The 14,456-nt window shown below is 29.0% G+C and carries 16 protein-coding genes; 13 read left to right on the forward strand and 3 right to left on the reverse strand.

Annotated elements, in window-relative coordinates; all coding sequences use genetic code 11:
• The first annotated feature begins 530 nt into the window (after positions 1-530).
• The 5 genes from B2694_RS02325 (at position 531) to B2694_RS02345 (ending at position 4,203) form a co-directional block, all read left to right on the forward strand.
• Complete coding sequence (locus B2694_RS02325; protein WP_346884405.1) at positions 531-998, forward strand: MarR family transcriptional regulator; 468 nt, start codon at positions 531-533, stop codon at positions 996-998.
• Positions 982-1,836: a DUF6544 family protein gene (locus tag B2694_RS02330; RefSeq protein WP_346884406.1), complete on the forward strand. Its 855-nt coding sequence runs from the start codon at positions 982-984 to the stop codon at positions 1,834-1,836. The genes B2694_RS02325 and B2694_RS02330 overlap by 17 nt, the downstream gene beginning before the upstream one ends.
• A 378-nt stretch (positions 1,837-2,214) precedes the next feature.
• Positions 2,215-3,381 carry a MerR family transcriptional regulator gene (locus B2694_RS02335; protein ID WP_346884407.1) on the forward strand — a complete coding sequence of 389 codons (1,167 nt, stop codon included), beginning with the start codon at positions 2,215-2,217 and terminating at the stop codon, positions 3,379-3,381.
• Between the two features lie 126 nt (positions 3,382-3,507).
• Positions 3,508-3,993, forward strand: a complete 486-nt coding sequence (locus tag B2694_RS02340; protein WP_346884408.1) for a hypothetical protein — start codon at positions 3,508-3,510, stop codon at positions 3,991-3,993.
• A gap of 63 nt (positions 3,994-4,056) precedes the next feature.
• Positions 4,057-4,203: a hypothetical protein gene (locus B2694_RS02345; RefSeq protein ID WP_346884409.1), complete on the forward strand. Its 147-nt coding sequence runs from the start codon at positions 4,057-4,059 to the stop codon at positions 4,201-4,203.
• Between the two features lie 99 nt (positions 4,204-4,302).
• On the opposite strand, the gene B2694_RS02350 is transcribed toward B2694_RS02345, so the two are convergent.
• The gene (locus tag B2694_RS02350; RefSeq protein WP_346884420.1) at positions 4,303-5,346 is read right to left on the reverse strand and encodes a peptidoglycan-binding protein; all 1,044 of its coding nucleotides are present in this window, start codon (positions 5,344-5,346) and stop codon (positions 4,303-4,305) included.
• 1 nt (position 5,347) lies between these two features.
• The gene (locus tag B2694_RS02355; RefSeq protein ID WP_346884410.1) at positions 5,348-5,620 is read right to left on the reverse strand and encodes a hypothetical protein; all 273 of its coding nucleotides are present in this window, start codon (positions 5,618-5,620) and stop codon (positions 5,348-5,350) included.
• A 317-nt stretch (positions 5,621-5,937) separates the two neighbouring features.
• On the opposite strand from B2694_RS02355, the gene B2694_RS02360 reads away from it, so the two are divergent.
• From B2694_RS02360 to B2694_RS02385, 6 genes are all read left to right on the forward strand, one after another.
• The gene (locus B2694_RS02360) at positions 5,938-7,218 is read left to right on the forward strand and encodes a serine hydrolase domain-containing protein (RefSeq protein ID WP_346884411.1); all 1,281 of its coding nucleotides are present in this window, start codon (positions 5,938-5,940) and stop codon (positions 7,216-7,218) included.
• A 305-nt stretch (positions 7,219-7,523) separates the two neighbouring features.
• Complete coding sequence (locus B2694_RS02365; protein ID WP_346884412.1) at positions 7,524-7,979, forward strand: LytTR family DNA-binding domain-containing protein; 456 nt, start codon at positions 7,524-7,526, stop codon at positions 7,977-7,979.
• A 1-nt stretch (position 7,980) separates the two neighbouring features.
• On the forward strand, positions 7,981-8,679 hold the full coding sequence (locus B2694_RS02370) for a LiaF transmembrane domain-containing protein (protein WP_346884413.1): 699 nt from the start codon (positions 7,981-7,983) through the stop codon (positions 8,677-8,679).
• A gap of 514 nt (positions 8,680-9,193) precedes the next feature.
• A complete protein-coding gene (locus B2694_RS02375) occupies positions 9,194-9,736 on the forward strand; it encodes a hypothetical protein (RefSeq protein WP_346884414.1) in 543 nt (180 codons plus the stop codon).
• 20 nt (positions 9,737-9,756) lie between these two features.
• Entirely contained in the window at positions 9,757-10,290 is a 534-nt protein-coding gene (locus B2694_RS02380; RefSeq protein ID WP_346884415.1) for a hypothetical protein, read from the forward strand.
• A gap of 130 nt (positions 10,291-10,420) precedes the next feature.
• A complete protein-coding gene (locus B2694_RS02385) occupies positions 10,421-11,602 on the forward strand; it encodes a GNAT family N-acetyltransferase (RefSeq protein ID WP_346884416.1) in 1,182 nt (393 codons plus the stop codon).
• A 197-nt stretch (positions 11,603-11,799) separates the two neighbouring features.
• Here B2694_RS02385 and B2694_RS02390 read toward each other — a convergent pair whose 3' ends face one another.
• On the reverse strand, positions 11,800-12,393 hold the full coding sequence (locus B2694_RS02390; protein WP_346884417.1) for an ATP-dependent Clp protease proteolytic subunit: 594 nt from the start codon (positions 12,391-12,393) through the stop codon (positions 11,800-11,802).
• Positions 12,394-12,780: 387 nt separating this feature from the next.
• Between B2694_RS02390 and B2694_RS02395 the strand changes: the two genes are divergently transcribed.
• Together B2694_RS02395 and B2694_RS02400 are read left to right on the forward strand one after the other, a co-directional pair.
• The gene (locus B2694_RS02395; RefSeq protein ID WP_346884418.1) at positions 12,781-13,461 is read left to right on the forward strand and encodes a DUF5680 domain-containing protein; all 681 of its coding nucleotides are present in this window, start codon (positions 12,781-12,783) and stop codon (positions 13,459-13,461) included.
• 31 nt (positions 13,462-13,492) lie between these two features.
• On the forward strand, positions 13,493-14,362 hold the full coding sequence (locus B2694_RS02400) for a methionyl aminopeptidase (RefSeq protein WP_346884419.1): 870 nt from the start codon (positions 13,493-13,495) through the stop codon (positions 14,360-14,362).
• The last annotated feature ends 94 nt before the right edge of the window (positions 14,363-14,456 follow it).

Consider the following 14,456-nt stretch of genomic DNA (forward strand, 5'->3'; position numbering starts at 1 on the left):
TATTTTGCGAAAGCCCCTTTAATATTATATAAATAATGAAAAGATTTATGCATTATGATGATTTATATATAGCAATAGGTTGAATGAAGAAATATTTTCTTAATATGGTATGAATTGTTGAGGAGGGTTAATCGGTTGTTGTTTATAGCGGGGATTAATAATGAAAAAGATATATTATAATTAACAACAGTATTATAAAGCATCACAACAGTAATATATTATGAGAATGAAAGGACGTGTATATTTATGAATTGGGAAACAGCATTGATACATGGATTGATTTGTTTTCTGCACTTGGCAACCTAAGTTAATTGTATTACTTGGTAGTGAGGGAAATAAAGTATACAACAATTATATTTATAGGTTTAAGATATTAGAGAAACACTATAATAAAATTAAGTATACATTATCTCTTTGTAAGTATTGACATAAAGGTAACTAGTTACGTATAATCATATATGTAACTAGTTACCTTTATGTTGCAATAAATAAATATTGATGAATATAATTTTTATGGAGTGTGATGAATAGTGGATAAAAAAGAGGAAAAGAAAATGAAAGCTTATATATATGGAGGTATATTTGCTTTATCTAATAAATTACAACTACTAGGAGATAAATTCGATTCTAATATATCTACAAAGCAATGGTTTTTGATTGCTATTATAGCTAGCTTTAAATATGAAGCTCCAACAATTTCAATGACTGCGGAAAGAATGGGGACTTCAAGACAGAATGTTAAAAAGATGGCTAGTATATTAGAAAGAAGAGGCTTCTTAGTAATAGTTAAGGATAAAGAGGATGGTAGAATACAAAGATTAGAATTAACAAAGTACTGTACAGACTATTTTGAACAAAGAATGGAAAGCGAAGAAAAGTATATTGAAAATTTGTTTGCAGATTTTGATGAAGAAATGTTATTAGGTATATTTAAAGGAATAAAGCAATTAGAGAAAAATATTATGGTATTGGAGAAACAAAATGAAGAGGAGAGTTAAGAGAAAAATGGGGTTAATTTCAGGCGTAATTTTATTATTAGTATCTATATTAGTTATTTATTTCAATGTACCTTATTCAAGATTAAAAACAAACTTTAAGGATTATTTAGTTGCAAGTGAAGAAAATATTAATGAAAATAAAAAAGCTGCTAAATATACATTGGAGGATTTACCACAATCCATGCAGAATTTTTATAGCTATACTAAGCTAGTTAATAAGGTTAGTAGTAACCATGTGAGTTTTAATTTTAAGGATGCCGATTTTGTAAATATAGAGATGAATAAAACATTGAAAATAGATTATTCAGAGCATATTTTTGGAGATGTTCCAGCTAGATTTGCTTTTATAGATTCATCACTTTATGGCATACCATTTCAAGGCTTGGACTCATTTATTAATGGTGAAGGTGGGATGAAGGGAGTAGTAGCAAAAAATATTACTCTATTCAATCAACGTGGGGAAGAAATGAATAAAGCAGCCTTAGTGACCTGGCTTGCCGAAATTATATTTATGCCGTCACAGTTATTAAGTGGAGATGTAGCCATAAAAGAAATAGATAAAAATACAGTGGGTGTATCAATAACATATGATAACATAAATGTAAGTGGAATTTATAAATTCTTAGACAATGGAGAGCTTGTTGAATTTACAACTGATGATAGAGCTCTTATCTATAATGATAGAAGATTAGAACATAGAAAATGGTCTGCGCTATATGAAGATTATAAGAATAATGGTGATTTACTATTACCTAATAGATTAAAATCTAAGTGGCATTTTGATAATGAAGATATAATATATTTTGATGGTACTGATATAGAATATACATTCTATTAGTAGATTGGTAGTTACAGTAGATATGGTTTGAATCTATAGATGGAAACTCTTTTTCTAAAATTATTATATGAAAATATAATATTATAAGTTTTACATTAGAGGTTCAAATATAGGTGAGAGTAGACAGATTTGTGAAATAGAGGTTGTTACAAAAGTATGAAAATACTTTGACACAGCCTCTTTTTTCATGAGCTTCTTTGCTCAAACTTGAAAAACAAGAAAACTAAAGAGTGTGTAAATTCTTTTGTAAAGCGTTGACTCTAACACCACGTCATAGTGTAATATAAAAATATAGCTTGAGTATATTAACAAAAACTCATAGCCGGCTGAGTATTAGATAATATTGATAGCTGTAAAATCAAACTTTGAGGTGTAGCAATGAGAACGGTAAAACAAGTTTCGGATTTGACAGGAGTAAGTGTGCGTGCACTACATTACTATGATGAAATAGGATTATTAAAACCAAGTGAAATTACAGAGGCAGGATATAGACTTTATGATGATGAGGCTCTTAAAACTCTGCAGCAAATTTTATTTTTCAAAGAGCTTGATATACCTTTAAAAGATGTTAAAGAGATAATGTTGAGTCCATATTTTGATAAAATGCAAGCACTAAAAAATCAGAAAAAGTTGCTTGTTTTAAAAAGAAAAAGATTGACTGGCTTAATAGAGCTTATAAATAAAACCTTAAAAGGAGAAAGCACAATGAATTTTAGAGAATTTGATATGAGTGAATATTTTAATGTATTGGAAGAATTTAAAACAGAACACGAAGATAAGGTAATTAAAATTTATGGTAGTGTAGATAAATATAATGACCATATTGAAAAATGTAAATCTAAGGAAGATGAAATTGCTAAAATGGCTATAAAGAAATATGGAAGTATTGAGAAATATGCTAAGGCTTTAAAGAAAAATCTTAACGACAGTGCTACGTTTACTTTAGCAGAACAATATGATGAGTTTAAAAGAGATTGTTTGGAAGATAAGCACCCTAAATTAAAAGAACTATTTAAAAAGCTTACATCGGACTTAAGTAAAAATCCTTCTTCAAAGGAGATCCAAGAAACTGCTGAAGAAATAACAAATATAGCTAAAAAAGATTATGAAATCTTCAAAATGGATAATGGGGATGATCATTGGTACTATATGGTGCAAGTTTATTTGGTATATCCTAAGTGGATAGAAGAAGTGGATAAAAAATATGCAAATGGTGCATCTAAATTTATCGGAGAAGCTCTAAAAAATTATTTGGGAGATAGGCAGCCTAAATTAGAAGAGCTATATAAAAAGCTTACATCGGACTTAAGTAAAGATCCTTATTCAAAAGAGGTTCAACAAATTGTTGAAGAAATATCAGATGCAACTAAAAAAAGTCAAGGATTTTACAAAGTAGATGAGGGAGAGAATCATTGGGGTTATACAGCAGAGCTTTATTTATCAAATTCCACATGGATAAAAGCCATTGATAAACAATATGGAAGTGGAGCATCTAAATTTATTGGGGAAGCTTTAAAATTTTATTCTGAAAATAGTAAGTCGTAAATTAAAAACTATGAGGGATTTACCATATAGAAAGAAAGTCACAAGTATTAACGTATATTGGGGCTAGGATACATGTTATAATTAGGTAAAATAAAATTTTTGTAATATATACAAGGAGATGGAATTATGAATTTTAGAATTGTTTCATTACCACCGTTTAAAGCTGCTTCATCAGGGGTTGATAAAAATTTTGATTTTTCTGCAGAAGGAATATTGGGAAAGTTTGATGCATATTTTTCTGATATTAAGCCATTACCACGAGATGACTTTATGCCACGAGATTTTTTATTTTTTGATCCTGTAGAACAAGGTATGGTTTGGTGGTGGGCACTAAATGAGGACATGGATAGCGGTAGTAACGATGTAGTTGACTTTGATGGCGGATATTATCTTATTTACACATATAGAGACGGCGATGAAGAAATTGGTAGTAAATTGTATAATGAGGCTATAGAATACATTAATAAATCAGAATTATTTGAATTGGATGAACGCCATAATCATTATAGTATGGGATATATTATTACTCCTCAGGATATTATCAAGGCACAGGGATGGGCACAGATGGAAACATTTATACCAATTAAACTAAGAACGGAACATGATAGATAAAAAAAGTCCGAAGTTGTTAATGATAAAGAAACTTATGATGTGATAACCTTTGGACCACTTTGTGTGGAATCTGATTTACAGAACACAGGTATTGGTGGTTTATTATTAGAAACAACAATGCAGCTTGCTAGAGAAGCAGGGTATAGGACAATTATATTTATTTTTCCCAATCAGAAGATTATAATTTTATTAAAGTTTAATTTAGGTTAAGAGAGAGTAGGTAGATTTGCATAAACACAAATTTATCTACTCTATTTTTGTTGAAGTTAGCTGTTTTTCCATAGCTATATAAATTATTAAGAAGCTACCTTACCTTCTACCGATGAAGAAATCGTTATAGGTTGATGCGATTTTTTCCCATGTTATTCTATTCACAACTCCAGTTCTCCTTAGGTCAAATACCTTTTGAAGACTCTTAACATTCCTTTCCGTGGCTAAGTCAAATATATTATCTATAGGTAGAATTCTTATGTTATATCCGTTTTTAGCTAAAACATTCATATACTCTTTAAGAACAGCAACATACCCATTGTTATCTCCAAGTTTTAGTTCAAATGGGAATGGGAAAAGAATATCTGAGGTATTTATATCCCTACCAGAGTCTAATGCCAAATATACAAATACAATATTCCTCCAAGTATTAATATCCACCTCGCCATTTTGAACTAATCCAAAGGTTCTTTGAAATCTTAACACAGCATTTTGTGTTCTTCCATCAAAATCTCTATCAACATTAACTTCTGGTATCTCTTTATATAATGTAGATATCTTTCTAAGCATTGTTTTAAGTCTTCTTACATCTTTATTGCTAAAATTTTTCCTTAAAACATACCCTGGATATCTAGTTAAGTCCTCTACTGAGTAAATGTCTTCTAAATCTACATAGGCACAGTATATAGTATTCCAAAGCCTTCTATCAACTGATTTTAAAATAGGTAAATTAAATGCCTTTTGAAATTCCATTAAGGTTTCCAGAGTTTCATAATCAAAAATACCAGTTATAGCATTTTTCTTTAATCCATAAGCATCTGCTAAGGTACTTAAATACACTTGTAGCTCCCTTACTTTTCCTCCTTTAGAACCATATTTTAATCCTCCTAATGGATAATGTCCATCAAAACTTCCATCTAATTCTTCAATAATCATATTTTCTTCTGCTTCTTGATCTAATTCAGCTAATCTTTTTACAGCAGTATAAATTGCTGATAATTTATACCAGGTTGCTCTTCCCACTATTCCATCTTGAACTAAATTAAATATTCTTTGAAATACTTTAACGGATGCTTCAGTGTTAGGTCCAAAGATTCCATCTACAGGAATTAACTTAGGAATAGCAGGATAATTTTGTGATATTCTATTTAACTAGTATATTATTATATCCTTCTGCGGTTACTAACACATCATATCTAGCATAAGGAATATATGTTTTATTCATTGGTTCTAATGACAAATTTTTATCGGGAGCATCTAACTCAATAATCTCACTTCTGCCACTTTCATCTACACCACTGTCTGTCTCAAAAATAACCTCTTTTGTTTTTTGATCTCTAATTTTTATCTTTGCACTTGTGATAGGTAAGGCTTCTTGTTCCTTTGAAAGTTGAACTATTATATATCCTTTTCCCATTTTACACCACTAAATATTGATCTAATATATTATATTGATGTAGTTTTGTTTTGATACTGGCACATTGTGTTATAAAAATAATTGTATTAAAGTCAGCTATTAATGCTAAACTGTAAGACTACCTAAACTGATATTTGTTCATTGAGGGATAAAGATTAGGCTGATACAATAAAGCTATTATTCTTACAATGGGTGATAGCTTTTATGTAAAAAATGATATAGAAATATTTTCTACTATTGTAATATAATCTTAGGAACTCTAAAATTATATTAAATAGAACTAAAAAAAATATAGAATGTAAATAAGGAGTGTAGTAATGAACAGTTTATTAGCAACAAAAATAAATGATTTTATGGAATTATACTGCAATACATGGGCATTTAGTGGTTCCATATTAGTAGCTGAAAAGGGTGAGACTATCATTAAAAAAGGCTATGGAAAGGCTTCTATAGAACATAGTATTCCCAATACATCACAAACAAAGTTTAGAATTTGTTCCATAACAAAACAATTTACCGCTATGGCAGTGATGATGTTACAAGAAAAAGGCTTATTAGATGTTAATGAAAGCATTACTAATTATTTTCCTGAATTTCATCAATTTGATAAAAGAATAACTATACATCATCTTTTAACTCATACTTCCGGTCTTCAATATTTATTTGGACCAAACTTTCCAATAATGTATAGTAAATCAAAGCATACACATGAAGATATGTTTAATATATTTAAAGATAAACCTCTTTTGTGTGAGCCAGGGGAAAGGTGGAATTACTCTAATTACGGATACTATTTGCTTGCATGTATTATTGAAAATGTTTCAGGTGTGACCTATGATGAGTTTTTAAGTAAGAACATTTTTCAGCCTTTAAATATGAAGAATACTGGTATTGAAAAAAATAAAGTAATTATACCAGGGCTAGCTAATGGGTATTATCTAAATGATAATGATTTAATCCATACTGATTATGTAAACATGGATGTAACATTTGGATCAGGGGAAATCTATTCTACAGTTAAGGACATGCTAATATGGGATCAAGCTTTATATAATGGAGGCCTTGTTTCAGAGGAAACACTGAATACTATATTTTCACCATATGCAAATTCCGGAGAAAGAGGAACTGAGGATAATGATTATGGATATGGATGGTTTATAGATGAAATGTACGGACGCAAGAGGATAAGTCACGACGGTGGTGGATTGGGATTCACAACTGGATTTGACAGATACGTCAATGAACAAGTAAGTATTATTGTATTAAGTAATTATGGATTTACAGCAGTTTGGCGTATTACAGATATTCTTGCTGCTATAATGTTTCAAGAGGAATATCAATTTCCAAGTAGACCACTCGAATATGCTTTAGATTCCAAAATATATGAAGAATATATAGGGGTATACAAAGGGGACGGTGAGAAACTCACTGTGGGAAGGGCCAAAGAAAAAATGTTTTTTGTTCTAGATGATGAATATATTATACCCATGTATCCAATATCAGAAACTGAATTTCATCATACTTGGATTGATGAGAGTTATACCTTTTATAAAAACAAGAATGGAGAAATGTACTTTTGGGGAGCTGAAAAACAATAATGATCCACTTCAAAGCTTAAAGAGAATTATTTCATAGAAAAATATAAATTGGTTGTTTAGAATTCAAAAAAGCAGTCTGAAAAAGGCTGCTTTTTTAAATTTAAAATGTTTTCTATTTACCTGGAACAAGTATTTTAGCAAGAGGGTAACTTCTATATCAATACAGATAAACTTCTTATTCTATATATTTTAATGTAACATCTGTATAAAAATATACCACTTATAAAGAATAACTAACCACTTACTGTTGTTATATTTACAAAGGAAAAAATAGTTAATATAATAAAAATATGGGGAGTGAAAATATGAAAATAAGAATTGAGGTAGATAATAAAATAAGCGAAAATGAAGTTATTATTAGATGTAGTGAACTTAATGAAGACATTAAAAATATTCAAACTATGTTTCACGATATGCTATCATACAAGAAATGTATAACTTTTTATAGAGATGATACCGAATATTATCTTTCTTTGGAAGAAATATTGTTTTTTGAAACTGAAGAAAATAGGATTTGTGCACATACCATTGACAATATATATAACGTGAAATATAAGCTTTATGAACTTGAAGAGTTTTTGCCAGGATATTTTATGCGAGTTTCAAAATCAACAATTCTAAATACAAATCATATTTACTCCATAACACATAGTCTATCATCATCAAGTAAGGTTGAATTTCAAAATACTCACAAACAGGTGTATGTTTCAAGACATTATTATAAACCTTTAAAAAATAAATTATTAGAAAAGAGGAAATGAGATGAAAAAAGAAAGAATTTTTTGGGGAATTTTATTTATACTAATGGGTATTTTCTTGATTATAAGTAAGCTTGGATACTTTCCTAATGTGAATGTATTTAGTTTGCTGTTAACAGCTTTTTTAGTAGTAATTATTGTGAAAAGTTTACTACGTCTTAATTTTGCAGGTGTTTTGTTCCCTGTTGCATTTATTTGTATAATATATGATAAGCAATTAGGGATTACAAATATTACGCCTTGGACTGTATTGATTGTAGCACTACTTGGAAGTATTGGTCTTTCTATGATTTTTCATAAACCTACTAAATGGGTTAATATGGAATGTGATTATGAAGATTACAAGTTTGAAAAAATTGATGTGGAAGATGAAAGCCATGTTAGATTTAAAAATTCATTTAGTGGTAGTATAAAATATATAAATACAGATAATTTTGAACAAGCAGATTTTAAGTGTTCTTTTGGAGGTCTGAAGGTGTATTTTGATAATGCAACCATGAGCAATAATAACGCTATAATTAGAATTAATGCTTCTTTTTCAGGAGTAGAACTATATATACCTAAAAATTGGAAGGTTGAGAATAAAACTAATGCATTTTTAGCTTCTATTGATGAAAAGAATAGAAACAATGAAATAATAACAAATACTTTAACATTAGTTGGGGATATAAATTTTTCAGGAGTAGAAATAATTTATATCTAAATAAATAACTTTAAGGGGATTTTGCAAAATAAATTAATCTAAAATAAATGTTGAGCATGCCCATATATTATTAACGCTCAGCCGTTTCGAAATATTGATTTACTAAAGTATTTATTCAAGGAAAAATCTACAACACAACAACTCGTATACACTCAAACAAGTTGTGTTGCTTAACGATTTTACCATTCATAAATACTAAGTAAATCTAATATCCCTGCAAATGGCATTCGCTAACAATAATATAAAAGTGCAAGCTCAACATTTTATATAAGATTAATAATATATTTTGCAAAATCCCCTTATATTTTAAATAGTATGCATTATAACTGTTACGGAGAAACGCATAATATAGGTAAATCTGTTTTTTAGCTAGAATGAAAAATTGCTCTAGCTAAAAGTACTATAAACTAGGTAATTAGGAACACAATATGTTTTGCTACCTTAAAAATTTTCTTGACAACATAATTGTATATGTATATAGTTTACATATAATACATTATAAGGGGTAGGGTTAATGGATTTATTGTTACAGGTACACTATAAAGAAAAAAATAATCCTGATGTGGAAACATCAAGGTTTATTAATATTTTACTAAATACTTTAACCAAGAAAGAATATACGAAATTGAGAATTTTATTTTATATATTAAGTATAATTAGCATAATAGCATTGATATATTTTATGTGGATTATGAATAATATTATAATTTCTATTGTTGTAATAATTGGTATTTGTATAATAACATATACTATGTTAAATTTGAAAAAATTGGTTATAAAAAGTGCATTAAAATATTACTTACAGGGACAGTTATCTAAAACTCCTAGAGCTTTTATATTAAACTTTTATAAAGATTCTATAGAAATTAAATTTGATGATGAGAACTCACTAAGGCTAGTATATTCTTTGATAGAAAAGATATATGAAACAACAGATATATTTTTTATTACTGATATTACTTGGATTTCTAAATCTCAGTTAAGCAAAGAAGAGATAGGCGACATAAAAGATATATTAAAAACCAAGTTTACAGATAAATATATAGAATTTAATTAATTTATTGGGGGTGGATTTTAGTGAATCAATTATTAGTAGTTGAATATGATGGTAATCTAGATAATTCAGCTAATGAAATAGCATTAAGGAAACAATTAAAATTCATTGAAAAGAAGAATAATAAAGTTAAAAAACTATTAATACCTATGTATGTCATATGTGTTCTAGGATTTATAGTAATTTTTCTCCCAAACCTACACTTAGCAGTACGATTAATGTACATGTTAATAATATATTATACAGCGATTGTTGAATTAATTAGAAGAATAGGACTTAAAAAAAACATAGAAAATAAATATAACATTTATAATAAACATAAAAAATTTAATCTTACATTCTACGATACTTTTTTAGAATGCAATGTAGACGATAAACTCATTAGAAAAATCTCATATTCCAAATTTAAAGAATTATATGGAACTAAAGATATGTTTTTAATAGATTCTATATGTTGTATATATAAAAATTGTGTAGACACAAATGTTAGCAATGAAATAGAAAGTATCTTTATGGATAAGCTAGGAGACACATATAAGCAATTAGATATTAAATAAAAGTTTATATAAATATCTTGTTGAAAAGCCTGTAGATACCAGTTAAACCGAAGAAATATTTATTGAGTTGATATAGATTTTTTCATAGAGGAAAGACAATTAAAAGTATGAAAAGTTGGGGGTAAATACTATGGAATATGAAATTATATATTTAGCAAAGGATAAATGGAAGGAAACTATAATTCCAATAGGTTATACTACAGATAAATATTATGATGTTGTAGTAAATAAAACGGATAAAGGCTTTACTATTGATATAGAAAAGAAAGACTTTAGCGAGCCAGTAACCCATACACCAGAAGAGTATGATTTTCCAGATAAGTTATATGAAGACCACTGGGAGAATGCTTATGCTTGGGGAGTGTTAGTTAAAGATAAATTAATTGCTGCAATTGAAACAGATCAAGAACTATGGTCTAATCGTCTCAGAATTACAGAACTTTGGGTAACAGAAGAATATCAAAATAATGGAATAGGACATGCATTAATTCAGGTTGTAAAGGAACAAGCAAGAAGAGAACGTCGTAGAGCTATTATACTAGAAACACAGTCTTGCAATGTTAATGCAGTGGATTTTTATCAGCATGAAGGATTTACTTTGATTGGTATGGATGCTTGCTGCTATAGAAATAATGACTTACAAAGAAAAGAAGTTAGATTAGAATTTGGATGGTTTCCAGAAGAAAAGAAAAAGTTAAATGGTGAGGAGGTAGAAATTAGAATGGAAACAGAGGATGATTGGTACAATGTGGAGCTGATGACACAACATGCTTTTTGGAACAAACATCATCTTGGCTGTGACGAACATTACCTAGTTCATAAATTACGTAAGCATAAAGACTATCTTCCAGAGCTCAGCAGAATAGCAGTAAAGGATGGTAAAGTAATAGGATGTATAATGTATTCAAAGGCAAAGATTGTTGATGGTGTAGATAACCATGAAATTATAACCTTTGGTCCTCTTTGTGTAGAGCCTAAATGGCAAGGAAGTGGAGTTGGTGAGCTGTTATTAAGGGAAACAATGAAGCTAGCTACAAATAAAGGGTATAAAGGTATTGTAATTTTTGGAGAACCAGATTATTATCCTCGAATAGGATTTAAAACCTGTGATAATTTTAATATTACCACTGCTGATGGTAAAAACTTTGATGCATTTATGGGAATTGAATTAGCAGAAGAGAGTATGAAAGGTATAAAAGGAAAATTCTACGAATCGGAGGGTTTTGAAAATCTACCTAAGGTAGAAGTTGAAGAATATAATAAAAAATTCCCAAAACTACAAAAATTAAGATTCCCAGGTCAATGGGATTGATTAAATGTTAAAGGATAAGGCGAAATAATATCAATACAAAAGGTAGATTGGCAGAAATGAATAAAGGAATTAAGTTAGTTCAATATGTTGAGAATGATGGGATATAAAGCAAAAACCTCAGAAATAACTGAGGTTTTTATAATTTTTAAATTAAACTTTTAAAGGATCTACGGAGCCTGTGAAAAAAACTCTGTAAATTACTTCAAATCAGAATGATTTGATATTATTTTATTGACTATACCATATGTTACAGCATCATCAGAACTTAACCAATAATTTCTATCAGTGTCTTTTTCAACTCTTTCTAGTGGTTGACCAGTAGCTTCACTTATAATTTTATTAATTCTTTTACGAACTCTTAATATTTCTTCAGCTTCAATACCGATGTCTGTAGCTGGACCATTAAATCCTCCTAATGGTTGATGGATCATATATCTTGTATTAGGAAGGGAATATCTATTTTCTTTATCAGCTGCAAGATAAATTGTTATACCAGCACTTGCTACCCAACCTGTACCTATCATTATAACTTTTGGGGTAATGAACTTTATCATATCATGTATTGTATCTCCAGCTTCAACATGCCCTCCTTGACTATTTATAAATATTTTAATAGGGTCATTTCCCATTTCTTCAAGGATTAAAAGTTGAGTAACTACTTTTTCTGCTAAAGATTGATTAATCTCACCAGAAATAACTATAGTTCTTGATTTCAATAATTTTTCCATGACTATATTGGGTGTGTCTTTTGAATTTTCCTCTTTTGCGCTCTCTTTACTATAAAAAATCATATTATTTTCCTCCTCTAATCTTAAATATATTTAAGTTATGAATATATAGCTGTATATTTGTATAATCTAGTAGTTAGATTTGAATTAATTAATACGAAAAAATTGCGACTATACTATGAATTCTTTTTTATAATTTACTATATTTACTATATTTGTTTTAGTAATAACTATACTAACACTAATTTGATTCTTTTACAATATAGTTTAAAATGATTGGTAAATTACAGGAACTAAATATATATTATAAAAGTAATAGGAAAGATACGATCTAACGGTATTAAAATTACTTTTTTATTTAAAGCAACTTTAGGTTGTCAAATTTGTTATACTTAATTGGTAGAAAGATGATAATATTATCAGTATACTTATACAAGAGGTGATTATACAATGAGTTTTCAAGAACAATTGCAAACACTTAGAAAAGCAAAGGGTCTATCACAAGAAAAGTTAGCTGAAGTTTTAGGGATATCAAGGCAAGCAGTTGCAAAATGGGAAGTGGGTCAATCTTATCCCGATATAGCTAGGCTGATTGCACTAAGTGATTATTTTAAAGTAAGCATTGATAAACTAGTTAATGATTATGAAGAAAATTGCCGCTTATGTATAGAAGAGCATAGCGATAATCATATAAATGAAAATATAATTGATTTCTTATGTAGGGCTAAAAAAGCTACATATGCTGGAGAAGGGACAGAGAGTGAATCTTCAAGACCAAATTCTCATGATTTAGAATATGTAGAAGGAAACTTGAAATATATTGATACGTATTTAGGTGGAGAGAGGTTCGCAGGAGAGGAAGCACTATGGCAAGATGATATTCCATTTTGGTCAATGAATTATATTGGAAGAATTTTAGATGAAAGATTTTTAGGGAGCTTTTTAAAGGAAGCCTTGAGTTTAGTAACTAAGGAGAATCCATATAGAGGTCCTATTATTTATCAAAATGGGCAGTATAAATATCATTGTATAATAGATGGAGAATTTAAGTGGTTTCAAGGACATGAGGAAATATATTTTGACCATATTAAGGTTTATGAATGTTATTTCCATGGAGGATCAGTTAAATAATTAAAATGAATATATGAGTGAGGAAAAGATTATGAAATTAAACAGAAATAATTTATGTTGGTGCAAAAGTGGATTAAAATATAAAAACTGTCATTTAGAATTTGATGAAAAGTTAAGCGATTTGAAAAGAAGAGGATATATAGTACCAACTAAAAATCTTATAAAAACAAAAGAGCAAATTGAAGGAATAAAAAAGAGTGCTGAGATTAATAATGGTCTTTTAGACTTAATTAGTGAAAACATTAAGGAAGGCATGACAACAGAAGAAATAAATAAATTAGCACATGAATATACAGTATCCAATGGAGGAATTCCAGCTACTCTTAATTATGATGGATTTCCTAAAAGTATTTGTGTATCAATAAATAATGTTGTATGCCATGGAATACCTAGTAAAGATGTAATTCTAAAGAATGGTGATATTGTAAATGTTGATGCAACAACTATACTTAATGGATATTACTCAGATGCATCAAGGATGTTTATGATTGGTGAAGTAGATGAAGAAGCTAAGAAATTGGTTGAAGTAACTAAAGAATGTTTGGATAAAGGCTTAGAAGCAGTTAAACCTTGGGGATTCTTAGGAGACATTGGAGCTGCAATTCAAGAATACGCAGAAAGTAATGGTTATTCAGTAGTTAGAGAATTCGGTGGACATGGAGTAGGTTTAGATATTCATGAAGAACCATTTGTTTCTCATTTGGGAAAAAGAGGAACAGGTATGGTTTTAGTACCTGGTATGGTATTTACCATTGAACCAATGATAAATGCTGGAAGTAATGAAATATTTATAGATGAAGATGATGGGTGGACTGTTTTTACCGATGACGATTCTCTTTCAGCACAATGGGAGCACACAATTCTTGTAACTGAAGATGGTTTGGAAATAATTTCTAGATAGATCATGTGATAAAAGCCTGTAGGAAAAGAAACGTAAAATGAAATCTATTATAAAAGAAAGCTAATAAAAGAATAAAATGGAACCTATAGAATAG

It is taken from the genome of Clostridium sp. UBA4395, from assembly GCF_002390995.1.
In the GTDB taxonomy this organism is placed as follows: domain Bacteria; phylum Bacillota; class Clostridia; order Clostridiales; family Clostridiaceae; genus Clostridium_J; species Clostridium_J sulfidigenes.

What these genes read in the sequence shown, in the direction of transcription:
- B2694_RS02335 (WP_346884407.1), top strand. Translation starts at nt 2,215, where the DNA reads ATGAGAACGGTAAAACAAGTTTCGGATTTGACAGGAGTAAGTGTGCGT.
- B2694_RS02365 (WP_346884412.1), top strand. Translation starts at nt 7,524, where the DNA reads ATGAAAATAAGAATTGAGGTAGATAATAAAATAAGCGAAAATGAAGTT.
- B2694_RS02395 (WP_346884418.1), top strand. Translation starts at nt 12,781, where the DNA reads ATGAGTTTTCAAGAACAATTGCAAACACTTAGAAAAGCAAAGGGTCTA.
- B2694_RS02355 (WP_346884410.1), bottom strand. Translation starts at nt 5,620, where the DNA reads ATGGGAAAAGGATATATAATAGTTCAACTTTCAAAGGAACAAGAAGCC.
- B2694_RS02330 (WP_346884406.1), top strand. Translation starts at nt 982, where the DNA reads ATGAAGAGGAGAGTTAAGAGAAAAATGGGGTTAATTTCAGGCGTAATT.
- B2694_RS02370 (WP_346884413.1), top strand. Translation starts at nt 7,981, where the DNA reads ATGAAAAAAGAAAGAATTTTTTGGGGAATTTTATTTATACTAATGGGT.
- B2694_RS02375 (WP_346884414.1), top strand. Translation starts at nt 9,194, where the DNA reads ATGGATTTATTGTTACAGGTACACTATAAAGAAAAAAATAATCCTGAT.
- B2694_RS02390 (WP_346884417.1), bottom strand. Translation starts at nt 12,393, where the DNA reads ATGATTTTTTATAGTAAAGAGAGCGCAAAAGAGGAAAATTCAAAAGAC.
- B2694_RS02385 (WP_346884416.1), top strand. Translation starts at nt 10,421, where the DNA reads ATGGAATATGAAATTATATATTTAGCAAAGGATAAATGGAAGGAAACT.
- B2694_RS02360 (WP_346884411.1), top strand. Translation starts at nt 5,938, where the DNA reads ATGAACAGTTTATTAGCAACAAAAATAAATGATTTTATGGAATTATAC.
- B2694_RS02340 (WP_346884408.1), top strand. Translation starts at nt 3,508, where the DNA reads ATGAATTTTAGAATTGTTTCATTACCACCGTTTAAAGCTGCTTCATCA.
- B2694_RS02400 (WP_346884419.1), top strand. Translation starts at nt 13,493, where the DNA reads ATGAAATTAAACAGAAATAATTTATGTTGGTGCAAAAGTGGATTAAAA.